We start from the raw sequence: 22,698 nt of genomic DNA on the forward strand, positions 1-22,698 counted from the left end.
TACGGGGTCCCGCCGGTGGACGGGGATTAAACAAGAGTGGCCATCCGCGTCGCTGCCATGGCGAGGGAGTCCGCGACCCTTGCGCCGCCTGCCTGCCGTGGCCACTGCCCTTCGGCGCCGCTCGAACGCACGCATCCCGGCATGGGTGCGGGGGGAGGTAAGGGCCTGGGGGCTGGTCTTGGCTGCGATGGCGGGGCGAAGCCGTCATGGCGGCGGGGATTTTTTCGCGAGGGCGGGGCCAAGCCGTCATGGTGGCGGGGATTTTTTCGTGAGGGCGGGGCCAAGCCGCGAGGGCGGCGTATCTTCGCACCCTTCTCGCGGGTTGGCCCCGCCCTCACGGATCCAGCGCGGGTTGGCCCCGCCGTCGGAAACGACATGGATGGCCACTTAAACGAGAAAGCCCGCTCGGGAGCGGACCTTCTTGAAATGGTGGAGGACATACGGGTCGAACGTATCGAGGACACCCCACTGGTGCATCCCCCTCGGGTTGCTGCCCTCAAACTCTAGGCCAGCACCCGCGTCCGGTGCAAACCGGGCCCCGGGGGACGTGCCGGCGTCGGCCTGGCATGGCGAGGCGGGCCCACGCGCCCGACGGGCCCCGGGTGCCGGGCGCCGGCCTGGCATGGCGAGGCGGGCCCACGCGCCCGACGGGCCCCGCGTGACGGGCGCCGGCGTCGCCCGGGGAGGGCGCGGGGACTAGGCTGTGGTCATGAGCCCCGCAAAGACTGGCAGCTGGCCCGTGACGGTGGTCCCGGGCACCCCCGAACCCGACGTCCTGCGCGACATCCTCGACCTGGTCGCGGACACCGAGGACGTTGACGGCAATCCGCCGTTTTCCGAGCAGACCCTGGTGGAGCTGAAGGCCAGGCATGCCGGCCCGCACACGGTGCTGGTCCTGCTCACATATGCGCCGGAGGAGAACTCGCCGACGGAAGGCGAAGACCTGGCCGGGGTGGCCATCGTCGTGCTGGACGGCGGGGACGGGGTCCTGGAGATCGCGGTGCACCCCAACTACCGCAACGAGGGCGTCGGGTCCATGCTGGTGGACAAGCTGGTGGAGGTGCGCGGGCTTCAGGGCATCAGGGCGTGGTCGCACGGGGACCACGAGGCCGCCGCGGACCTCGCCGCCAGCTACGGCTACCGCGCCATCCGCGAGCTGTGGCGCATGCGTCTGGTCCGCCGGGCACCGGAAGCGGCCTTGGAACCGCACCGCCCGGAAGTGCCCGGCGGCGTGACCTTGCGGACCTTTGTGCCGCATCAGGACGAGGCCGCCTGGCTGGCGGCCAACGCCACCGCCTTCGCCCACCACCCGGAACAGGGCGCCCTGACGCTGGAGGACCTCCAGGCCCGCATGGCCGAGCCCTGGTTTGACCCGGCCGGGTTCTTCCTCGCGGTGGACGGCTCCGGAGCGATCCTGGGCTTCCACTGGACCAAGGTGCACCCGGGCCGGGCCGGGCAGTCACCCATGGGCGAGGTGTACGTGGTGGGCGTGACCCCGGCTGCCCAGGGCATGGGACTGGGCAGGACCCTGACCGTGCAGGGCATCGACTACCTGCAGGCGCAGGGGCTGCGCGCCATCATGCTGTACGTGGACGCCGACAACGAGCCCGCCGTGGCCCTGTACCGCAAGCTGGGGTTCACCAAATGGGATTCCGACGTCATGTACGGCCCGGTCTCCGCTTCCTGACCGGCGCAACGAACCCTCCGGCAGGGACTGCCACGGACCGCGGCGGCTTGTAGTGTTGGAACAACGAGGCACCAACTTTGAGGATTTATCGATGAAACGCGAATACAAGGGACCGGTGCAAACCGCGGCTTCGCTCAACGGGGAACGGTTTGGCACCGGCGAAGTGCAGTCCGCCCGCGCCACACAGGACCGGATCGCCATCCCCGAGTTCGAGCCGAACCTCCTGCCGGAGGGGGACATCAGCCCGGACCGCTTCCTGGACCGCGAACTCAGCTGGCTGGCCTTCAACGCCCGCGTCCTTGAACTCGCCGAGGACCCGGACCTGTTCCTGCTGGAGCGGGTCAACTTCCTGTCCATCTTTGCTTCCAACCTGGACGAATTCTTCATGGTCCGCGTCGCGGGGCTCAAGCGCCGGATCGCCGCGGGACTGGCCGTGCCGTCCCCCGCAGGGCTCAGCCCCATCGAGGTGCTCGAGCAGATCAGCGACGCCGCCCACGAGCTGCAGGCGCGGCACGCGCATGTCTTTGCCAGCCAGATCCGCCCCGCCCTGGCCTACGAGCACATCCACCTGGTCCACTGGGACGAGCTGGACGACGGAGCCAAGGACCAGCTGGGCAGGATGTTTGCCGAGAAAATGTTCCCCATCCTCACGCCCCTGGCCGTGGACCCGGCGCACCCCTTCCCGTACATCTCAGGGTTGTCACTGAACCTGGCCGTGGTGGTCCGCAACCCCGTCAGCGACAAGGAACTTTTTGCCCGGCTGAAGGTGCCGGACCTGCTGGACCGGCTCGTGTCCGTGGACGGGCCCCGCGCCGGCACCGTGCCCGGGCGGGTGGCCCGGTTCATCCCGCTGGAGGAAGTCATCGCCCAGCACCTGGACCAGCTATTCCCGGGCATGGAGGTGCTGGAGCACCACACCTTCCGCGTCACGCGCAACGAGGACCTGGAGGTGGAGGAGGACGACGCCGAGAACCTCCTGCAGGCGTTGGAGAAGGAACTGCTGCGCCGCCGGTTCGGCCCGCCCGTCCGCCTGGAAGTCGCGACGGACATCAACCCCAACGTGCTGGCGCTGCTGGTCCGGGAGCTGGACGTCGAGGACGCCGAGGTCTACAGGCTGCCGGCGCCGCTGGACCTGCGCGGGCTGTCCGTCATTGGCAACATCGACCGCGGCGACCTTCGGTTCCCCAAGCACGTGGCCCACACCTCGCGCGATCTAAACGAGTCGGAGACGTCCAAGGCCGCCAACGTGTTCGCGGCCATGCGCCGGCGCGACATCCTCCTCCACCACCCCTATGACTCCTTCTCCACCTCGGTCCAGGCGTTCCTCGAGCAGGCCGCCTCGGACCCCAAGGTCCGCGCCATCAAGCAGACCCTGTACCGGACCTCCGGCGACTCCCCCATTGTTGACGCCCTGGTCGATGCGGCCGAGGCGGGCAAGCAGGTGCTGGCGCTGGTGGAGATCAAGGCCCGCTTTGACGAGCAGGCCAACATCTCCTGGGCCAGGAAGCTGGAGCAGGCGGGCGTGCACGTGGTTTACGGGATCGTCGGGCTGAAGACCCACTGCAAGCTGTCCCTGGTGGTGCGCCAGGAGCAGGATGGGCTGCGCCGGTACTGCCACATCGGCACCGGCAACTACCATCCCCGCACGGCCCGCTACTACGAGGACCTGGGGCTGCTGACAGCCGACGACCAGGTGGGCGAGGACCTCTCCAAGCTGTTCAACCAGCTCTCGGGCTACGCGCCGAAGTCCGAGTTTGAGCGCCTGCTTGTGGCGCCGCGCTCGGTGCGCTCGGGCCTGATTGAACGCATCGATGCCGAAATTGCCAACAAGAAGGCCGGGCTTCCGGCGCAGGTGCGCTTCAAGGTCAATTCGATGGTGGACGAGGCCATCATCGATTCGCTGTACCGTGCCTCCCAGGCCGGTGTGGACGTGGGCGTGGTGGTGCGGGGCATCTGCTCGCTGCGCCCGGACGTGCCCGGGCTGAGCGAAAACATTACGGTGCGCTCGGTGCTGGGGCGCTTCCTGGAACACTCCCGCGTGTTCACCTTTGCCAACGGCGGGGACCCGGTGGTCTACATCGGCTCGGCCGACATGATGCACCGCAACCTGGACCGCAGGGTGGAGGCCCTGGTGAAGCTTTCCAACCCTGACGACATCAGCGACGTCAACGCGCTGCTGGACCGCTACCTCGACGCCGGCACGTCCAGCTGGCACCTGGGGCAGGACGGCGAATGGACCCGCCACCACCGCGACGCCGACGGCAACCCGCTCAGCGACGTCCAGTCCTGGCTGCTGTCCAGCCGCTCCCGCCAGCGTTCCGCCCTGCGCCGGTAATGCGCAGCAGCGAGCACTTGGAGGACGTGGAAGCCGGCGCCGCGGAAATTTCCGTGTACGCGGCCGGCGCGCTGTGCTGGCGCGTCAAGAAGAAGAAGCTGGAGCTGCTCCTTATCCACCGGCAACGCTACGACGACTGGTCCTGGCCCAAGGGCAAGCTGGACAAGGGCGAAACCTTGGCCGAATGTGCCGTGCGGGAGGTGTACGAGGAAGTGGGCCTGCCGATCACCCTGGGCGTGCCGCTCCCCTCGATCCGCTACGCCGTCAAGCCCGGCCTGAAGGAGGTGCACTACTGGGCCGCCGAGGTCGACGACCTGCCGCCGCTGCCCGACGGCAAGGAGGTGGACACCGCCGTCTGGTGCTCCGCCACCAAGGCGAGGGGCCTGCTCTCCAACCCATCCGACGTCGAGCCCCTGGACGCCCTGCTGGAGGCGCATGAGGCCGGCACGCTGCAGACCTGGCCGCTGCTGGTGGTCCGCCACGCCAAGGCCAAGCCGCGCTCGGCCTGGACCCGCGCCGAGGGTGACCGGCCGCTGGCGGCCACCGGCAAGCGGCAGGCGCTCTACCTCCAGCGGCTGCTGATGGCCTGGCACCCGGCCAAGATCCTCACGAGCGGCTGGATGCGCTGCATCGCCACCATCTCCCCCTATGCCCAGGCCACGAAGGCCAAGGTCAAGGTGGTGCCGGCTCTGACGGAGGCCGACCACAAGCGGAACCCCGCCAAGGCGGCCGCCGTCATTGACAAGCTGCTGTCCAAGTCCAGCGCCGTCGCCGTGTGCACGCACCGGCCCGTGCTGCCGACCGTGCTCAGGACGCTGGCCAGGCACATGGATGCCCCCCTGGCGGCAAGGCTGCCGCTGGGCGACCCGCACCTGGCCCCGGGCGAGGTCCTGGTGGCGCACGTGTCCGTCGGCGACCCCGGCCGCATCGTGGCCGTGGAGCAGCACAGGCCCTACGAGGACTGAGCCGGCCGGTCACGCCGGCGCAAGTGCGGCAGGCCGCACCCCCGGCAGCGGGACCAGTAGACTGGTGGGCGTGACTATTGTGACCCCGTATGAGGACCTGCTTCGGGACGTGCTGGCCAACGGCACCCCCAAATCGGACCGCACCGGCACCGGAACCCGCAGCGTCTTTGGCCGCCAGCTCCGCTTCGACCTTGCCGACGGCTTCCCGCTGGTCACCACCAAGCGGGTGCACTTCAAGTCCGTGGCCCTGGAGCTGCTGTGGTTCCTGCGCGGCGATTCCAATGTGCGCTGGCTGCAGGAGCACGGCGTGAAGATCTGGAACGAGTGGGCGGACGACGACGGCGAGCTGGGCCCCGTCTACGGCGTCCAGTGGCGCTCGTGGCCCACGCCGGACGGCGGGCACATCGACCAGATTGCCGCCGTCATGGAGTCCCTGCGCAGCAACCCGGATTCCCGCCGGCACATCGTCTCCGCCTGGAACGTGGGCGAGCTCAAGGACATGGCCCTGCCACCGTGCCACGCCTTCTTCCAGTTTTACGTGGCCCCCACCGGGGACGGGCGCGGCAAACTCAGCTGCCAGCTCTACCAGCGCTCGGCGGACACCTTCCTGGGCGTCCCGTTCAACATTGCCTCCTACGCCCTGTTGACCATGATGATGGCGCAACAGCTGGACCTGGACCCGGGCGAGTTCATCTGGACCGGCGGCGACGTCCACATCTACGACGACCACCTGGAGCAGGTGGCCGAGCAGCTCTCGCGTGCCCCCTACCCGTCCCCGCGGCTGCGCTTCACCCGCAGGCCCGCATCCATCCTTGACTACGCCCTTGATGACTTTGAGCTGGCCAACTACCAGCACCACCCGACGATTAAGGCACCGATCGCCGTATGAGCCCCCAGCCCGGTTCCCCCCGACAGCGCGCCGTGTTCCGCTTCACCCAGCCCATCGTGGGCATGATCTGGGCCCAAACCAACCAGGGGGTCATTGGCGCCGACGGCGGCATGCCCTGGCACCTGCCCGAAGACCTGGCCCACTTCAAGCGCATCACCGGCGGGCACCCCGTGGTCATGGGCCGCAAGACGTGGGATTCCTTTCCGGCAAAGTACCGCCCGCTGCCCGGGCGCACCAACATCGTGGTGACCCGGCAGCCCGGGTGGGGTTCCACGCCGGAGGCGGGCGGCGCCGTCGTGCTTGACTCCCTGGACCAGGCGCTCGTGGAGGCGCAGCTCTCCCCCGGCGGCGACGAGGTGTGGGTGCTGGGCGGCGGGCAAATCTTCGCCCAGGCGATGGACGACTGCAACGTCGCGGTCGTCACCGTCATTAACACGGACGTGCCAGGGGACACGCAGGCTCCCGTGATGGGCCCGGAGTGGATGTTCCGCGGCGCCACGCCCAAGGAAGGCTGGCACACCTCGGCCAACGGCACTGAATACCGGTTCACCCTGTGGGCCAGGGGCGAGACCGAATTTGAGGCGCCCGAATAGTCCTGGACCCGGCGGAAGGCCGCCGGGGCGTTCACCAGATGACACGGACTTCGCCCCGGCAGGCCCGCCGCCCTAAACTTGGGGCATGACCTCTCTCATTGTTCCCTCCGCCGTCCCATCAGTTGGCCTGGTCGGCTGGCGCGGCATGGTCGGTTCCGTCCTGATGCAGCGCATGCGGGACGAGGGCGACTTCGCCAGCATCAATCCCGTCTTCTTCTCCACCTCCAACGCCGGCGGCACGGCCCCGGCCATTGCCGGCGGCGATGCCGGTCCCCTCGAAGACGCCTTTGACATTGACACCCTGGCCAAGCTGCCCATCATTCTCACGGCCCAGGGCGGGGACTACACCAAGCGCGTCCACACCGAACTGCGCAGCCGGGGCTGGGACGGGCTGTGGCTCGACGCCGCGTCCACCCTGCGCATGAACAGCGACTCGATCATCGTCCTGGACCCGGTCAACCGCGACGTCATCGACAAGGGCCTGGCCAATGGCACCCGCGACTTCATTGGCGGCAACTGCACCGTGTCCTGCATGCTCATGGGCCTGGGCGGCCTGTTCAGGAACAACCTGGTCGAGTGGGGCACGGCCATGACGTACCAGGCCGCGTCCGGCGGCGGCGCCCGCCACATGCGCGAACTCCTCAACCAGTTCGGCACGCTCAACTCCGAGGTGTCCACCGAACTGGACGACCCGGCGTCGGCCATCCTGGAGATCGACCGCAAGGTCCTCGCCCACCAGCGCGAGGGCATCGACTCCTCGCAGTTCGGCGTCCCGCTGGCCGGTTCGCTGATCCCCTGGATCGACTCCGACCTCGGCAACGGGCAGTCGCGCGAGGAGTGGAAGGCCGGCGTGGAGACCAACAAGATCCTGGGCACCGCCGAGGACACCAAGGTCATCATGGACGGGCTGTGCGTGCGGATCGGCGCCATGCGCTCCCACTCCCAGGCGCTCACCCTCAAGCTGCGCGAGGACCTCCCCGTGGCCGAGATCGAGTCGCTGCTGGCCAATGACAACGAGTGGGCCAAGGTGGTGCCGAACACGAAGGAAGCCTCCATGGCGTTCCTCACCCCGGTGGCGGCCTCCGGCACGCTGGACGTGCCGGTGGGGCGCATCCGCAAGCTGGAAATGGGCCCGGAATACATCAGCGCGTTCACCGTGGGCGACCAGCTCCTATGGGGTGCCGCCGAGCCGCTGCGCCGCATGCTGGGCATCGCGGTCGGCACGCTGTAACCCTCCCAACCGTGAGGCACTTGTTGCTGATAATCGCCGCGTTATCGGCAACAAGTGCCTCACACTTCACGTGAGGAAGCGTTTGTAGGCCTTCGCGGACCTTTCCAGGGCCTTGTGCCGAGCCGGACTCAGCCCGCCAAACAATTCCGGCACCACGACGCCGGCGACCTCCCTTTGTTTCTCGGCCGCGCCTTGTGCTTTCCGCCAGGTCCCGGCCACCTTGCCGCCGGCCACCACCGTTGCCCTGAACATGCCGTTGCCTCCGGGCACCGTGAGCGGTGCGTGGTGCGGTGCCAGCGCGGCGCTCCTGTCCGTGTAGCCCAACAGGTATTCGTCGAAGCCGGGCAGCAGCAGGACCGCCCTGGCCCCGGGCACCGTGCCGCCGAGCAGTTCCGCGGTTTCCGGCGCCAGCAGATAGCTGGCACCGTTGCATTCCACGGTCTCCAGCAGGTGCCCCACGAGGTCAAGCGCCGCCGTGATGTCCGCCAGGGTGAGCTTGGACCACCACTGGAAGTCCTTGACGGTGGCCGGGCCGTGGCTGCGGAAGTATCTCAGGGCCAGCTCGCCCAGGGCCTCCCCGCGGTCCAGGTCGCGTGAATTCCTGATCCAGGCGGCCGGGCTGACATAGTACTGTGTCTTGCCGTTTCCGCCCTCCGGATTGACGGGCCCCTGGACCAGGGTCCCCTCGACGCAGAGCAGAAACAGGAGGTGGTAGCCGCGCTGGGCCTTTGTCCCCTGGCCTGCCTGCTCAAATGCGGCAAGCACTTCCTCGCGCGTCGCTTTCCCGTCCGACTGTTCCAGCAGCGCAAGGGCAATGCCGCGCACCTTGTCCACGTCCGGCGTCGTAATCCCCAGTTGGCGGTGGCGGGTGGCCTGGCCCGCGCGCATGCGATCCGCGGTCAGTGCGAGGATCCAGCCAAGGTCCTGCGCCAGCGTGACGTGGAGGGTGCCGCGCAGGGGGCAGGAGCGCACCAGTTCGCCGCTGTTGAAGGCGGCCTCGACATCCGCGCGGGTGGTGCCGGGCGCGCGCAGCCCGATGGACCACAGCGCGCCGGGGAAGTCCTGGCCCTGCAGTGCGGTCAGCCGGCGCACAACGTCCGCCGGCCCCGGACTGGGACTGGCGGACGCGGGCAGTATCCATTGGGCTGCGAGGCGGAGCCTGGCGATCGTGTTTGGGGTGACGCTAGGTGTCATGCACCCAATCTAGCGCCCGCCCGGAGTGGCCTCAGCGGGCGGAGCGCAGCTGGGCGGTGATGGGGCATTCGAAGGGGTCCCGCTGGCCCAGGCCCACGCGGTTCAGGTAGCGCATCACGATCATGTAGGACTGGCCGAGGGTGGCTTCGGTGTAGGCGATGTTGCGCTCGGCGCAGTATGCCTTGACCATCGGCTGGACGGCCTTGAGGTTCTTGGAGGACATGGTGGGGAAGAGGTGGTGCTCGATCTGGTAGTTCAGCCCGCCCATGCCGGCGTCCACCCACCAGCCGCCGGAAATGTTGCGGCTCATGAGCGTCTGGCGGCGCATGAAGTCGATCTTGACGTCCTTCGGGACCAGCGGCATGCCCTTGTGGTTCGGGGCGAAGGAGCCGCCCATGTAGACGCCCAGCGCCATGAACTGCACGGCGATGAACGCCAGGCCGATCGCCCAGCCCAGGTAGAAGACGGTGAAGGCCGGGAGGATCACGAGGCGGACCACGAGCATGGCGATCTCGGCCCTGCGTTCGGGGACAACCTGACGGCGGTCCAGCACGCGTCCCACGGCGGCGATGTGCAGGTCCAGGGCGGCCAGTGTCAGCAGGGGGAAGAAGAAGGCGCCCTGGCGGCGGGCGAACCACTTGGCAAAGCCGGTGCGCTTCGCGGCGCTTTCCGGGTCAAAGACGAGGGCGCCGGGATCGATGTCGCCGTCCACGCCGATCTTGTTCGGGTTCAGGTGGTGCTTGCCGTGCTTGTTCATCCACCAGCCGTAGGACAGGCCCACAAACAGGTTCCCGGCGATCCGGGCCAGCCACGCGTTCTTTTTCGCCGAGGCAAACACCTGGCGGTGCGCGGCGTCATGCGAGAGAAAGGCGGTGTGCGTGCACAGGAAGGCGAACAGCACGGCGGTGACCAGCTGCCACCAGCTCTGGCCCAGCGTCAGGAACAGCGCCAAAACGGCCAGGTAGCCAAGGCTTTGGCGGACAATGCGGGTGACGTACCACGTGATGTCCCGCTCCATGAGGCCTGCGGCGCGCACCTGCTCGCAGAGCTGGATGAAGTCGGTGACGTGGCGGTCCCGGACGGGACGCTTGCGGACGGGCTTGGCTGCCGGCGTCTCTTCCAGCAGCAGGTCCGCGCTGTCCAGCGTTGTCGATGACATGGTGCTCCTCATGGTTTCTCACGGATGCCCAATCATCACGTAAACGAAAAAGTCTGAATCTAACTTCTACGTTATGTAAAAAGGAACCGGGACACATCACACCGGGGAGCCGTCTTGACCCCCTACCGGGGTAGGGGTGCGGCACCGGAAGTGGTGCGGCGTCAGCAAAAAACCGGTCAAAAGTGGTGCGGCGTCAAAGGTGGCAGCCCACTAGCACCGGCTCCGGGTGCAGGGTGATGCCGAACCGGCGCACGACGCCGTCCCGCACCTCCCGCGCGATCTCCAGCACGTCCCCTGCCGTGGCTCCGCCGCGGTTCGTGACGGCGAGGGTGTGCTTTGTGGACAGCGAGGCGCGCGGCGTCGTCCCGGCCTCGTCCACGCCGTCCCGGGCAACGCCGTCCCGGGCAACGCCGTCCCGGGCAAGGCCGTCCCGGGCAAGGCCGTAGCCCTTGGAGAAGCCGGCGTGCTCGATGAGCCAGGCGGCACTGAGCTTTGTGCGGCCATCCGCGGCGGGCCAGCCCGGGGCGTCGGCCGGGAGCGTCGCGGCCTCGGCCGCCGTGACGACCGGGTTGGTGAAGAAGGAGCCCGTGGACCAGGTGTCCCGGTCGCCCGGATCCAGGACCATGCCCTTGGCGGCGCGGAGTTCCAGCACGGTGCGGCGCAGCTGCAGGGAGTTGGCCCGCTTGCCGACTTCCACGCCCAGGCGGCGCGCGAGTTCGGCGTATTTCACGGGGGCGCTCATGCGGCCCAGCGGCAGCTGGAATTCCACGGTCAGGACCACGTGGCGCGGCGAGCCGTTGACGGTGGTCTGCTTGATGAGGGAATCACGGTAGCCAAAGCCCAGCTCCGAGTTGGTGAACGTGTGCACGGCGTCCTTCTCCCGGTCCCAGACCCGCACGGCGGCGATGGTCTGCGAGACGTCGGCACCGTAGGCGCCCACGTTTTGCACGGGTGTGGCCCCGGTGAGGCCGGGTATGCCGGAGAGGGCCTCGAGCCCGCTCCAGGCGTGCAGCACCGACTCGTGGACAAAATGGTCCCAGTCGTGGCCGGCCTGGACCACGACGGAGGCCCCGCCGCAGGAGTCCCGGGCAGTGGCCTTGAAGCCCTGGCTGGCGATCTTCAGGACCGTGCCGTCAAAGCCATCGTCGGAGACCACCAGGTTGGAGCCGCCGCCCACAATCAACAAGGGCTCGCCGGCGCGGTCCGCGGCCCTGACGGCGGCAATGATGTCCGCCTCGGTGGCCGCCTCAACGTAGTTGCGCGCGGGCCCTCCCACGCCGAGGGTGGTCAGGGAACTCAGCAGCACGTTTTCACTCACGCTTCAACAGTAGTGCCTTCCCTGGCGCCGGCCGCGGCGGGCTGGCGCACCACGGGCGTCAGCACAAAGGCGACCACCAGCATGACGAGGACGGCCAGCAGGGAGTGCAGCACCCCGATGTGTTCGGCGAGCAGGCCCAGCAGCGGCGGCCCGCCGAGGAACGCGCCGTAGCCGATGGTTGAAACCACCGAGACCCGGGCGGCTGCATGGTCTGGGTCGTCGGACGCCGCGGACATGCCCACGGGGAAGCCGAGCGCGGAGCCCAGGCCCCAGAACACCAGGGCGGCCAGGGCCGCCTCCTGGCTGGGCGCAAAGACGAAGACCGCCAGCCCGGCCACGGCGAGGGCGGCGCTCACGCGCAGGGCGGCCACCCGGCCGTAGCGGTCCAGGACCATGGTGCCGGCGAAGCGGCCCACCGTCATGGCGGAGACGAAGATGCCGTACCCCAGGGCGCCGGTGGCGTTGGAGGAGCCGTGGCCGTCCGCCAGGGCGAGGGCCACCCAGTCGCCCGCAGCGCCCTCGGCCAGGGCCAGGCCCAGGACCAGCACGCCGATCAGCAGGGTGCGGGGGTCCCGCCAGGCTGCGGCGATCTTGGCCCTGCCGTCCAGCCTGGCCTGGGCCAGCCTGCGGGTCTCCGCAGCGAGCGCGGCGGCCGCGTCCGCGGCGGGTGGGGCCGCCCCCTTGGCCGGGGGACGCGCCGTCGTGCCCGGCCGGACAAGGGGGATGGGCCCGGTGCCCGGCACGGAGTCCAGCTCGCCAAGCCGGACGGCGCCCTGTCCACGTCCGGCGTCCGCGGCGTGCCGGTCCGCCTGATAGTGGCGGGTGGCAACCCAGATGGCCGTCCAGACGATCGCGGCAATGACGGCGACGTGGATGGCCACGGGCAGGTGCACGGAGGCGGCAAGGGCGCCGAGGCCGGCGCCCACCACGGTGCCGATGCTGAAGGATCCGTGCAGGCGCGGCATGATGTGGCGGCCCAGCGCCCGCTCCACGGCGGCGCCCTCAATGTTGGAGGCGGTGTTGAAGCTCGCCGTGCCCAGGCCCACAACGACCAGGCCCGCGCCCACCACCAGCGGGTTGACGAACACGCTGGCACCCACGCCCATGAGGACCAGGCCCACCGCCTGAACGGTGGTGCACACGCGGGTGGTCAGCCTGGAGCCGAGCCGCAGCACCACCAGCCCGGACGCGGCCACGGACACAAACGACCCCAGCGACATGCACAGCAGGATCAGCCCCACAGTGGCCGGGGTCAGGCCAAGCCCGTCGCGGATCGCGGGGATGCGCGAGACCCAGGTGGAGAAAACCAGCCCCGACCCCGCATAGGCGGCGACCACGCCGTTGCGCCAGGCCTTGACGGTGCGTGCATCCGCGCCGGTGGTGCCGGAATCCGTGCCACCGGCGTTGCTGCCGCTCACGCCACGCGGACCGTGGCCTGCGCCTTGACCAGCACCTTTTGCCCGTCGAGGGTGACGTTGAGGTCAATCCGGGCCGTGCCGGCGGCCGCATCCAGGGCGCCGATGGTGCCGGAGACCTCGACGACGGCGCCCGGCGCCCCGTCCAGGTCCGCCACCGGCACCGGCTTGGTGAAGCGCGTGCCGTAACTGACGACGGCGGCCGGGTCGCCTGCCCAGTCGGTCACCAGCTGCACGGCCGAGCCCATGGTGAACATGCCGTGGGCGATGACGCCGGGCAGGTCCACCTCGCGGGCGAAGCGTTCGTTCCAGTGGATCGGGTTGAAGTCCCCGGAGGCTCCGGCGTACTTCACCAGGTCGGCGCGGGAGATTTCCAGGCGCCGGCTGCCGATGTCCTGGCCGACGGTGAGTTCTGCAAGGTTCATTACTGGCCCTCCCCGCGCACCAGGATGGCGGAAACCGTGGTGGCCACGGCGTCCCCGTCCACGGTGGAGATCTCGGCGCGCGTGGTGATCATGGCGCCGCCGCCCATGGCCCGGACGGTGTCCACGTGGAGTTCGGCCACGAGCTCGTCGCCGGCCGTGATGGGGCGGTGGTGCGTGAATTTCTGCTCCGCGTGGACCACCCGGGAGAAGTCGATCCCGGACTCGGGATCGTTGATCAGCCGGGCGTCCGCGCGCTGGGCGACGATGATCGCATAGGTGGGCGGGGCCACGAGGTCGGCATGGCCCAGTTCCCGCGCGGCGGCAACGTCGAAATGGGCGGGGTGGCCGGCCTTGACGGCGCGCGCGAATTCGCGGATGGACTCGCGGCCGACGCTGTAGACGTCGCCGGCCGGATAGCTGCGGCCCTGCAAGTGGGGGTTGATGGTCATGCGGCAAGCCTACCGTCCGAGGGGCCCCGCCTGAGCGAAGCGAAGGCGGGGAGGCCGGTGGGCGCTACCGTCCGAGAGGCCCCGCCTGAGCGAAGCGAAGGCGGGGAGGCCGGTGGGCGCTACCGTCCGAGGGGCCCGCCGCGGGCTTGCCAGCCGTGGGAGCCGCCGGGGAGAAGCGACGGCGGGGAGGACGGTGGGCGCCATCGCCTGGCAGGGCGGGGCGGCACGCTATGTCCGGGGTGCGGACCCCATGCGCTCCACCACCGCGAGCAGCGACTGGACGTCCACGCTGCCGTCCGGTCCGGCGTCGTTCCCCACATGGGCCGGCAGTCCAAAAAGGGCCGCGTTGTAGTAGAGGCCGTCGCCAATCAGCATGACGGCCCGGGCAATGGCGGGGTCCCCGATGTCGCCGAGGATGAGCTGGTACCAGCGCTCGTGCATTTTTGAGAAGGCGGCCCGCACGGTGGTGTCGTCGCCTTGGGCCAGCCGCATGGCCGCCACCACGGTCCGGTCGAAGGTGGTGCCGCCAAAGACGCTGGTGCGCACGTAGTATTTGGCGCAGCCGTCGGGGTCCTTGGCCATGAGCGCAAAGTCCACCTCGGCCAGTTCGCCCAGCTTTTCAACGAGGCCGGCGGTCAGTGCTTCCTTGCTCTTGAAGTGGTAGAGGAGGCCGCCCTTGGAGACGCCGGCCGCCGCCGCCACCGCGTCCAGGGTGGCCGCGCGGGGGCCGTCGTTGATCAACAGGTCCTCATAGGCCTGCAGGACCCGGGAGCGGGCTGGCGGTTGCGACGGTTGTGTGGTCATTGGACAAGACTACAAGAAGTGATGAACTGCACCGTCCGGACGGTTTACTGTACCGGCTGGACGGTCTAGACTAATGGTCATGGCCTTCATCCTTGACACTCCGAAGACGGGGGCCACCGCGCCCCGTGCGGGCACGCGCGCCTGGATTGCCCTGGCCGTGCTCATGCTGCCTGTGCTGTTGATTTCGGTTGACAACACGGTGCTGAGCTTTGCCGTCCCCTCCATCTCCCTGGCGCTGGTTCCCTCCGCCACCGAGCTGCTGTGGATCATTGACGTTTACCCTCTGGTGCTGGCCGCACTGCTGGTCCCGATGGGCAGCCTGGCCGACCGCTTTGGCCGCCGCCGCCTGCTGCTGCTGGGGAGCATTGGTTTTGCCGCGGTCTCCGTACTGGCGGCCTTTGCGCCGTCGGCACCCGCCCTGATCGGCTACCGTGCGCTGTTGGGCGTGTTTGGCGCCATGCTGATGCCCTCAACCCTTTCACTGATCCGGAACCTTTTTGTGCACCACGACCAGCGCCGCACGGCCATCGCCGTCTGGGCCGCGTGCTTCTCGGGCGGCGCCGCGCTGGGCCCCATTGTCGGCGGGCTCCTGCTGGAGCATTTCTGGTGGGGTGCCGTCTTTTTGCTCTCGGTCCCCGTCCTGGTGCCGCTGCTGGTCCTGGCGCCGATTTTCGTGCCGGCGTCGAGGGACCCTTCGCCGGGACAAATTGATCCCGTGAGCATCCTGCTGTCCTTCGGCGCGATGGTGCCGACCATCCTTGGCATCAAGGAAATGGCGCAGGGCGGGCCGGGCCTCGCCAATGGTGCCCTGATCGTTGCCGGCGTGGTGCTGGGCGTTGTTTTTGTCCGGCGGCAACTGGGCCGCGCCGAGCCCATGCTGGACGTCCGGTTGTTCCGCAATCCGGTGTTCAGCGGGGGTGTGCTGGCGAACCTGCTGAGCATCTTCTCCCTGGTGGGGTTCCTGTACTTTGTCACCCAGCACCTGCAGCTGGTGGTGGGGCTCTCCCCCACGGCCGCGGCGTTCGTCCTGGTCCCGGGGCTGGTGGTATCCATTGTGACCGGGCTGCTGGCCGCGTCGGTGGCCAAGTTCTTCCGGCCGTCCAGGCTGGTGTCCTTCGGGCTGCTGCTCAACGCGGTGGGGTTTGGGCTAGTGTGGCTGAACCCGGGCGGGTCGGTGGCGGGAACTGTGGCGGCGTTTGCCGTGCTGGGGGCGGGCGTGGGCATCGCCGAGACCATCTCCAACGACCTCATCCTCAGTGCCGCGCCGCCGGCCAAGGCGGGGGCGGCATCGGCCATCTCGGAGACGGCCTACGAGGTGGGCTCGGTCCTGGGGACTGCCGTGCTGGGCAGCATCCTGGCCGCCGCGTACCGGATCAACGTGGTGGTGCCCGAATCGCTCCCCGCTGCGGACCGGCACACGGCCGCCCAGACGCTGGGCGGGGCAATCGACGTTGCCGGCACCCTGCCTGCCGCCCAGGGATCGGCGCTGCTGGCATCCGCCAGGCACGCGTTTGATTCCGGTTCGGGGCTGGTGGCACTGGTGGGTGTTGCCTTGATGGCGGGTACTGCCGCCATGTGCCTGCGCACCCTGCGCAGCGCGGGATCCGGCTCCGGACCCGCGGGTCACTGACCAGGGCGCTCCGTTCCCCGTCAGGCCAGCAGCGTTTCACCGACGCGGCTGGCGCCGCCCCTTTTCGCGCAGTTCCGCGTCCTTGAGCGCCTTGCGGACGGCGCGGCCACGGAGCATCAGGGACGTCATGTGGGCAATGACCCCCGCGCCGATGAAGGGCAAGCCCACAAAAGTCAGGGCCGGGGTGGAGCCCACGGCGCCGATCACGATGATGATGATGCCGATGGCGGTCAGGCCCATGCCGCCGAAGACGGCGTATTTGTACGCCGGGGGCGCGGTTTCCCAAAAATCGTTAAGCACGGCCCAAGTCTAGTGGAGGAAACTGAGCCCCAACCCCGCCTCCTGGCCGGGAAAGGCCCGCCGACGCCGCGATGCGCCCGCCGAAAACGGTGCCACTGGCGAGGACGGCGGCTCGCCGCAAGTTGATTCCGCGATGACTGTCCCACCCCGCGACCGCACCGGCAAGATGCACCGCACGTGCGGTGTGGCAACGCCCCGGCGATCCGGGGCCACAGGCGGCCGCCGGCGCCGGGAAACTCCCGCTAGAAGAGGGACTCCTGAAGCGCGGGGATGTCGGTGGTGTAGCTGCCGAGCTCGATCTTGTGGCCCTTCAGGGCTGCGAGGTCTGCCAGGAAGACCGACTCCGCGCCGTCGACGGCCACCAGCCCATGGCTGCCCACCATGGAGTCCAGCCGCATGCCGTGCTCCCCTGAATCCAGCGGCCGCGGGTAGGCAATCCGCCGGCCCGGGCGGGACACGGCCCCGGTGAAGGCATGGGGCTCGAACTGTTCGGACACAGCCTCAAAGCCGTCCAGCGCCACGCCGTCCAGAAATTCCCGCACGGCGTCCGCCGCGGCCCCGTTGGCGGCATCAAGGTCGGCTTCCGGCCTGGGCTGCAGCAGCGCCGCATATTTGGCGGTGCCCCGGACGAACTGCGTCAGGCCCAGCCCTTCGGAGACGGCGTCCTCGAGCAGGCGCACCACGGAGCCGTCCCGGGCATGGGCAACATACCGGGCAACAATGGCACCTTGTTCCGCCAGCCGGGCCCATTTGCTGCGCTGGGAGGCGGTGCCCACCTTGACCGTGCCGTCGGCGAACGTGGCAACGTAGAGCCAGTGCGGCTGACCCAAGTACGCGCGTAGTCCGGGCGGTGCGATGCCGCTGCGGTGAAAGTCGTGCATGAAGCGGAAGTCGTCCCGGGCAAAACAGGCGCCGCACTGGTAGCCACGCTCGGCAGCCTGGCCCGTGGGGCACGGGTGGTGCCGGGCCTCCGTCGGACCGTGCACCGCCGAATAGCCGAGACAGTACCGGGCCGGAACACCCGGTCCGGACAGCACACGGAACCGCAGCCACAGGCCAGGGCCAAGCGGGAGGCGGGCATCGCCGTCGTCAGCGGCCAGGGAAAGGGCGGGCCCGTCCGGGGACCACGTGATCCCGCGGACCAAGGCCGGGGCTCCGCCGGGCGCCAGGCTCTCGACAGGACCGACCACCGGGCTGTCCACCAAGCTAGACGGCTGGCTGGACGCCGTACGCCACGGCCAGCTTCATGATCTTCTCTGCACGGCCCAGGCGGGGCAGGTCCGAGCCGTCGCGGATGACGCCGCCGCGGGCGTTGAAGTCGTTCATGAAGTCGGTGGCCCACGCGACGTCGGTGGGCGTGGGGCTGATGACCTCGTTGATGATGGTGGTCTGGTCGGTGGCCAGGCACAGCTTGCCGGTCATGCCCATGGAGACCGTGATGGCTGACTGCTCGCGCAGGATGGGGTGGTTGGTGCCGACCGTGGGGCCGTCGATGGGGCCGGGCAGGTTGCCGACGCGGCTGGCCACCACGAGCTTGGCGCGCGGGTAGGCCATGGCCTCACGGTCGGAGGACATGCCGGTGTCGCGGCGGAAGTCGCCGGAGCCGAACGCGAGGCGGAAGGCGCCTTCGGCGCGGGCGATGTTGTTGGCTTCCTCGATGCCGAGGGCGGACTCCACGAGGGCAAGGACCCGGGTCTTGCCATCGAGGCGGTGGTAAGTCTCCTTGACCTGTTCGGCGTTTTCAGTCTTCGCCAGCATGACGCCCAGCAGGTTGGGGATGTTGCGCAGGCCCGCCACATCGTCGGCCCAGAAATCCGAGTGGACGTCATTGATGCGGACCCAGGCCTCTCCGCCGTTGCGCAGCCACGCGATGACGTCGGCACGCGCGGCGTCCTTCTTCTTGGGGTCCACGGCGTCCTCGATGTCCAGCACGACGGCATCCGCGCGCGAATCCGCTGCCTCGTCAAAGATCTCCGGGCGGGTCGCGGGCACGAGCAGCCAGGACCGGGCAATTTCGGCCGGGATGTTGCGGGTGCGGGCGGGCTTGGAAACGGCGTCGGTGTGAGCGGTACTAGACATACATCTACCGTATACGCAGTTGGCGCCCGGGGCGCTGCGCCTGTCTACAAGACCCGGCGCCAATGGCTGGCGGAATGCGCCAGCTGTGGGGAGGTGCCGGAGCGGTTGCGGGACCGCAACGACGGGCACGCTGAGCCCCACCAAGCCGAACGCCCGCCCGGTGACCAGCAGCTCCGCGACGTCCCGGAATGCGGCGCGGGCAGTTCGCTCGGCGGCGTCCTCGGCGCGGGCATGCCTTTCGATCTCCAGCACGGTCGCCACCACGGCGACCCCCTACGGGTTGAGGCCGCTCTTGGGCCGTGAGCTGAAGGAAATGCAGGGGACCTCCCTTGGTCCGCGATGTTGTGTATTCGTTGAAGGCGTTCACCGTGGGCCGTTGGTTCAACGGCGAACGGATGGCCGGACGGCGGGTGTCCGGGCCGGCGGAGGGGTCACGTGACTCCGTCGCCGTCGTCCGGACCGCCGTTGTTGTCCGCATCATGGCCGCCCCCGTTCCTGACAGTCACTGGCGGCCGGGGCTCAGGGGGCCAAGGCCTCTTCGATGGGGGTGTCCCCGTCGGTGAATTCGATGGTGCGGCGGACCGTGTCCTGCCGGTTCAGGACGGCCGCCGCCACGAGGGCAACGTTGGCGCGGGAGGTGTTTCGGCGGTCGGGATCCGGCGCGGTGGTGATGGTCCCCGTCGGTTCGTCCTGGGTCAGCGCCCCGGGTCCCAGGATGGTCCAGGACAGTGCCGTGCCGCGCAGGTGGGCGTCGGCTGCAGCCTTGGCCTCGGCGTAGGCAAAGAAGCTGTCCCCGGACGGCACCCCGTGGTCGGTGCGGGCCCCCAGGTAGGACACCATGATGTAGCGTCCCACGCCGGCTTCCTCTGCCGCGTCCATGGAGCGGATGGCGGCGTCGCGGTCCACGGCATAGGTGCGCTCGGGGCTTCCGCCGCCGGCCCCGGCGGACCAGACCACCGCGTCCTGCCCGGCCATCAGGGCGGCGAGCTCGTCCGCGGAGGAGGAGACGACGTCGTGCACCACAGGCGTGGCGCCCGCGGCGGCAACGTCGTCGATCTGGGCCGCGTTGCGGATCACCCCGGAGACCTCCCAGCCGCCGGCCTTCAGCAGCGGTGCCAGCAGCAGCGCGATCTTCCCGTGCCCGCCAATGATCATGACCTTGCCCATGCGCTTGCCCCTTCGTCACGGCAGCGGTCCCGGACCCCTGCCTGCGTCCTCCCAGTAGACACCGGGCACGGCGCACACACAACAAAGGACCCGTGGCGCCCGGCTTTCGGGCCGGGCACCACGGGTCCTTTCTCGGTAGCGGCGGGGAGGCTCGATCTCCCGACCTCACGATTATGAGTCGTGCGCTCTAACCAACTGAGCTACGCCGCCATAAATGAGTCTGGTCCGTGTTGCCGGCCAAAACCGTCTTGACACGAGCCACCCCATTTGCGAGCCCCCCACCGGAATCGATCCGGTGACCTCGTTCTTACCAAGAACGCGCTCTACCACTGAGCTAGGGGGGCAACGAGAAAATACTTTACCAGCGGTTTTGCAGGAAGCGAAATCGGGGGTGCGGCCCCCTTTCGAGGGTGTTGAAATCACATGCGGGCTTCCTTGCCTCTGCGCCGAAAACGGGCCAGTTGGGGGATCGAAGCGGACCCTCACCGGGCCGAATCCCCGCAAGAACCCTGCCCTGTCCGGGCCTGGAACCCCGCATGATGAGATGCCTCACAGGCCCCCGCTCCCTGGACGCACCGCCGCCGCGGCATGCAAAAGGGGGCGGCGCATTGTTTCCAATGTCCGCCCCCTTTTTGTGGGAACTGGTTCAAGACGCGGGGTCGGCGAACCGGTTCAAGGCACCGGCCGGATCATTTTGTCCGGCAACGTCGCCTGCTACCACTTGCCCTTGCTGTTGAAGCTCTGCCCACCTTCATGGCGGGGACGGCGGTCGCCGCCGCCGTGGCCCGTGTGGCCCTGGGCGCGGTCTGCGCCGAAGCCGCGTTCCGCGCCACGGTCACGGTCGCCGCGGTAGCCGCCCTGGCCCCCCTCGAACTTCTTCTTGAAGCCGCCCTGGCCGCGGTCATTCCGGTCGCGGTAGGGGGCACCGCCGGCGGCGGAGGACGCCGGGCGGCGGCCATTGTCCAGCTCGAGGTTGATGAGCTCGCCACCAATGCGGGTCTTGCTCAGGGCACGCCACTGGTCCTTGGACAGCTCCGCCGGCAGCTCCACCAGGGTGTGGTCGGCGCGGATGTCGATCCCGCCGATCTGCGAGGAGGACAGGCCGCCCTCGTTGGCAATGGCGCCCACAATGGATCCGGGCATGACGCGCTGGCGGCGGCCCACCGCGATGCGGTAGGTGGCGTTGCCCTCCGTGAGCGTGCGGGTCGGGCCGCGGGAGCCGAAGCCGTCCTTGGCGCGCTCGCGCTTTTGGTACTCCGGGGCGGCCGGCAGGTCGTTGACCAGCAGCGGTTGGCCGCCCTGGGCCATGACGGCCAGGGCCGCGGCGATCTCCGCTGCCGGGACGTCGTGCTCTTCCTCGTAGCTGGCAATGAGGTCGCGGAACTTGGCCACGTCCTGGCTGGCCAGCGTCTCCGTGATCTTCTCGGCAAACTTGCCCAGGCGCAGCGAGTTGATGGTCTCGGCGGAGGGCAGGTGCATCTGCTCCACCGGCTGGCGGGTCGCCTTTTCAATGGCCCGCAGCAGGTACTTCTCGCGCGGGGTCATGAACAGGATCGCGTCGCCGGAACGGCCTGCACGGCCCGTGCGGCCGATGCGGTGCACATAGGACTCTGTGTCGTGCGGGATGTCGTAGTTGATGACGTGCGAGATGCGCTCCACGTCCAGGCCGCGGGCGGCCACGTCGGTGGCGACCAGGATGTCGAAGCGGCCGTCGCGCAGGCCCTCAATGGTGCGTTCGCGCTGCTGCTGCGGGATGTCGCCGTTGATGGCGGCAGCCTGGAATCCGCGCGACTTGAGCTTGTCGGCGAGGTCCTCGGTGGCCATCTTGGTGCGCACGAATGCGATGACGCCGTCGAACTCCTCCACCTCAAGCACCCGGGTCAGGGCGTCGAGCTTGTGCGGGCCCATGACCTGCAGGTAGCGCTGGCGGGTGTTGGCGCCGGTGGTGGTCTTGGACTTGACCGTGACCTCGGCCGGGTTGTTCAGGTACTGCTTGGAGATGCGGCGGATCTGGCCGGGCATCGTGGCGGAGAACAGGGCAACCTGCTTTTCCGCCGGGGTCTGGGACAGGATCTGCTCCACGTCCTCGGCGAAGCCCATGCGCAGCATCTCGTCGGCCTCGTCCAGGACCAGGTACTGGAGGTTGGACAGGTCCAGGGAGCCCTTGGAGAGGTGGTCGATCACGCGGCCGGGCGTGCCGACAACCACCTGGGCGCCGCGGCGCAGGCCGGCCAGCTGGGGTCCGTAGGCGGAGCCGCCGTAGACCGGGAGGACGCTGAAGTTCTCCATGTACTTGGCGTAGGAGGTGAAAGCCTCGGCGACCTGCAGTGCCAGCTCGCGGGTGGGGGCCAGCACCAGGATCTGGGTGTTCTTGGTGGGGCCGTTCAGGTCCATCAGCTCGGCCATGCGGGACAGCGCGGGGACGGCGAATGCTGCCGTCTTTCCGGTGCCCGTCTGGGCCAGGCCCACAACGTCGCGGCCTTCGAGCAGCAGCGGGATGGTGGCGGCCTGGATGGGCGAGGGCGTCTCGTAGCCGACGTCGCTCAGGGCGGAGAGCACGCGGCGGTCAATGCCGAGCTCGGCAAAAGTTACTTCCGGGGCGTCGTCCTTGTTGATGGTGACGGCGTCCGGGCTGGTTTCGGTCAGGTTTTCGGGCATGGTGAGTATGTCCTCATTCATAGGGCCAAGCGGCCTGTGAGAGCCGCATTACAAAGGAAAACCAGCCGCTATGGACCATCCCGTGGCAGGAATTCCGCACCATTGCTGGGCGCTTTTAGCGCGTCTGCAGGCGTCAGCGGGTGCCGGCGCCACATGGCGTTTACTTTGCCGGCAATCCCCTATGAACGCTTTACTGCCCGCCCAACTTGCTTTGCGGGCCCCATACACTTCAGGCTCCTGCCTCAAAAATTGGGCAGAAATAAAAGGAGATACCGGAGTGGGGGATGTTTAAATTATAGGGCATACGCTACCCATTCACCGACCCAGTTGTCGATGGGGCCCCGTGAGGTTGGGCACAGGGCCCCGTTGCCTGCCCTGCGGAGGGGATGTTCGACGCCGC

General features: G+C 68.9%; 19 protein-coding genes and 2 tRNA genes. 7 read left to right on the forward strand and 14 right to left on the reverse strand.

Annotated features, from left to right (window positions below):
* The first annotated feature begins 709 nt into the window (after positions 1-709).
* From mshD to asd, 6 genes are all read left to right on the forward strand, one after another.
* Positions 710-1,687 (forward strand): mycothiol synthase, encoded by a 978-nt coding sequence (mshD, locus tag G6034_RS00110; protein ID WP_176633074.1) that lies wholly within the window; start codon positions 710-712, stop codon positions 1,685-1,687.
* Positions 1,688-1,778: 91 nt separating this feature from the next.
* Positions 1,779-4,022 (forward strand): RNA degradosome polyphosphate kinase, encoded by a 2,244-nt coding sequence (locus G6034_RS00115; protein WP_176633075.1) that lies wholly within the window; start codon positions 1,779-1,781, stop codon positions 4,020-4,022.
* Entirely contained in the window at positions 4,022-4,987 is a 966-nt protein-coding gene (locus G6034_RS00120; RefSeq protein ID WP_176633076.1) for an NUDIX hydrolase, read from the forward strand. Before G6034_RS00115 ends, G6034_RS00120 begins: the two co-directional genes overlap by 1 nt.
* 70 nt (positions 4,988-5,057) lie before the next feature.
* Complete coding sequence (locus G6034_RS00125) at positions 5,058-5,876, forward strand: thymidylate synthase (protein WP_176633077.1); 819 nt, start codon at positions 5,058-5,060, stop codon at positions 5,874-5,876.
* Positions 5,873-6,469: a dihydrofolate reductase gene (locus G6034_RS00130; protein WP_176633078.1), complete on the forward strand. Its 597-nt coding sequence runs from the start codon at positions 5,873-5,875 to the stop codon at positions 6,467-6,469. Before G6034_RS00125 ends, G6034_RS00130 begins: the two co-directional genes overlap by 4 nt.
* An 85-nt stretch (positions 6,470-6,554) precedes the next feature.
* Complete coding sequence (asd, locus tag G6034_RS00135) at positions 6,555-7,700, forward strand: aspartate-semialdehyde dehydrogenase (protein ID WP_176633079.1); 1,146 nt, start codon at positions 6,555-6,557, stop codon at positions 7,698-7,700.
* Positions 7,701-7,766: 66 nt separating this feature from the next.
* Here the strand turns inward: asd and G6034_RS00140 are convergent, their stop codons facing one another.
* The 7 genes from G6034_RS00140 to G6034_RS00170 form a co-directional block, all read right to left on the reverse strand.
* A complete protein-coding gene (locus G6034_RS00140) occupies positions 7,767-8,894 on the reverse strand; it encodes a winged helix DNA-binding domain-containing protein (protein WP_176633080.1) in 1,128 nt (375 codons plus the stop codon).
* Between the two features lie 31 nt (positions 8,895-8,925).
* Positions 8,926-10,053, reverse strand: a complete 1,128-nt coding sequence (locus G6034_RS00145; RefSeq protein WP_176633081.1) for a fatty acid desaturase family protein — start codon at positions 10,051-10,053, stop codon at positions 8,926-8,928.
* 193 nt (positions 10,054-10,246) lie between these two features.
* Positions 10,247-11,371 (reverse strand): UDP-N-acetylmuramate dehydrogenase, encoded by a 1,125-nt coding sequence (locus G6034_RS00150; RefSeq protein ID WP_343037882.1) that lies wholly within the window; start codon positions 11,369-11,371, stop codon positions 10,247-10,249.
* On the reverse strand, positions 11,368-12,789 hold the full coding sequence (locus G6034_RS00155) for an MFS transporter (protein ID WP_176633082.1): 1,422 nt from the start codon (positions 12,787-12,789) through the stop codon (positions 11,368-11,370). Before G6034_RS00155 ends, G6034_RS00150 begins: the two co-directional genes overlap by 4 nt.
* Positions 12,786-13,211, reverse strand: coding sequence for a MaoC family dehydratase (locus G6034_RS00160; RefSeq protein WP_176633083.1), 426 nt, complete (start codon positions 13,209-13,211; stop codon positions 12,786-12,788). Before G6034_RS00160 ends, G6034_RS00155 begins: the two co-directional genes overlap by 4 nt.
* Positions 13,211-13,660, reverse strand: a complete 450-nt coding sequence (locus G6034_RS00165; protein ID WP_176633084.1) for an FAS1-like dehydratase domain-containing protein — start codon at positions 13,658-13,660, stop codon at positions 13,211-13,213. Before G6034_RS00165 ends, G6034_RS00160 begins: the two co-directional genes overlap by 1 nt.
* Positions 13,661-13,888: 228 nt before the next feature.
* On the reverse strand, positions 13,889-14,464 hold the full coding sequence (locus G6034_RS00170; protein ID WP_176633085.1) for a TetR/AcrR family transcriptional regulator: 576 nt from the start codon (positions 14,462-14,464) through the stop codon (positions 13,889-13,891).
* 79 nt (positions 14,465-14,543) lie between these two features.
* Between G6034_RS00170 and G6034_RS00175 the strand changes: the two genes are divergently transcribed.
* Positions 14,544-16,094, forward strand: coding sequence for an MFS transporter (locus G6034_RS00175; protein WP_176633086.1), 1,551 nt, complete (start codon positions 14,544-14,546; stop codon positions 16,092-16,094).
* Positions 16,095-16,130: 36 nt separating this feature from the next.
* On the opposite strand, the gene G6034_RS00180 is transcribed toward G6034_RS00175, so the two are convergent.
* The 7 genes from G6034_RS00180 to G6034_RS00210 all read right to left on the reverse strand — a co-directional run bounded on the left by G6034_RS00180 (position 16,131) and on the right by G6034_RS00210 (position 22,319).
* Entirely contained in the window at positions 16,131-16,394 is a 264-nt protein-coding gene (locus tag G6034_RS00180) for a DUF3188 domain-containing protein (protein ID WP_176633087.1), read from the reverse strand.
* A 242-nt stretch (positions 16,395-16,636) separates the two neighbouring features.
* Entirely contained in the window at positions 16,637-17,596 is a 960-nt protein-coding gene (locus tag G6034_RS00185) for a DUF2797 domain-containing protein (protein ID WP_343037891.1), read from the reverse strand.
* A gap of 4 nt (positions 17,597-17,600) precedes the next feature.
* The gene (locus G6034_RS00190; RefSeq protein ID WP_176633361.1) at positions 17,601-18,473 is read right to left on the reverse strand and encodes an HpcH/HpaI aldolase/citrate lyase family protein; all 873 of its coding nucleotides are present in this window, start codon (positions 18,471-18,473) and stop codon (positions 17,601-17,603) included.
* A 519-nt stretch (positions 18,474-18,992) separates the two neighbouring features.
* On the reverse strand, positions 18,993-19,640 hold the full coding sequence (locus tag G6034_RS00195; RefSeq protein ID WP_176633088.1) for an NAD(P)H-binding protein: 648 nt from the start codon (positions 19,638-19,640) through the stop codon (positions 18,993-18,995).
* A 136-nt stretch (positions 19,641-19,776) separates the two neighbouring features.
* Positions 19,777-19,850, reverse strand: a tRNA-Met gene (locus G6034_RS00200).
* A 62-nt stretch (positions 19,851-19,912) separates the two neighbouring features.
* Positions 19,913-19,984 (reverse strand) — tRNA-Thr (locus G6034_RS00205).
* A 370-nt stretch (positions 19,985-20,354) separates the two neighbouring features.
* Entirely contained in the window at positions 20,355-22,319 is a 1,965-nt protein-coding gene (locus G6034_RS00210; RefSeq protein WP_176633089.1) for a DEAD/DEAH box helicase, read from the reverse strand.
* Positions 22,320-22,698 lie beyond the last annotated feature (379 nt).

The organism is Arthrobacter wenxiniae (genome assembly GCF_013376105.1).
Taxonomy (GTDB): Bacteria; Actinomycetota; Actinomycetes; order Actinomycetales; family Micrococcaceae; genus Specibacter; species Specibacter wenxiniae.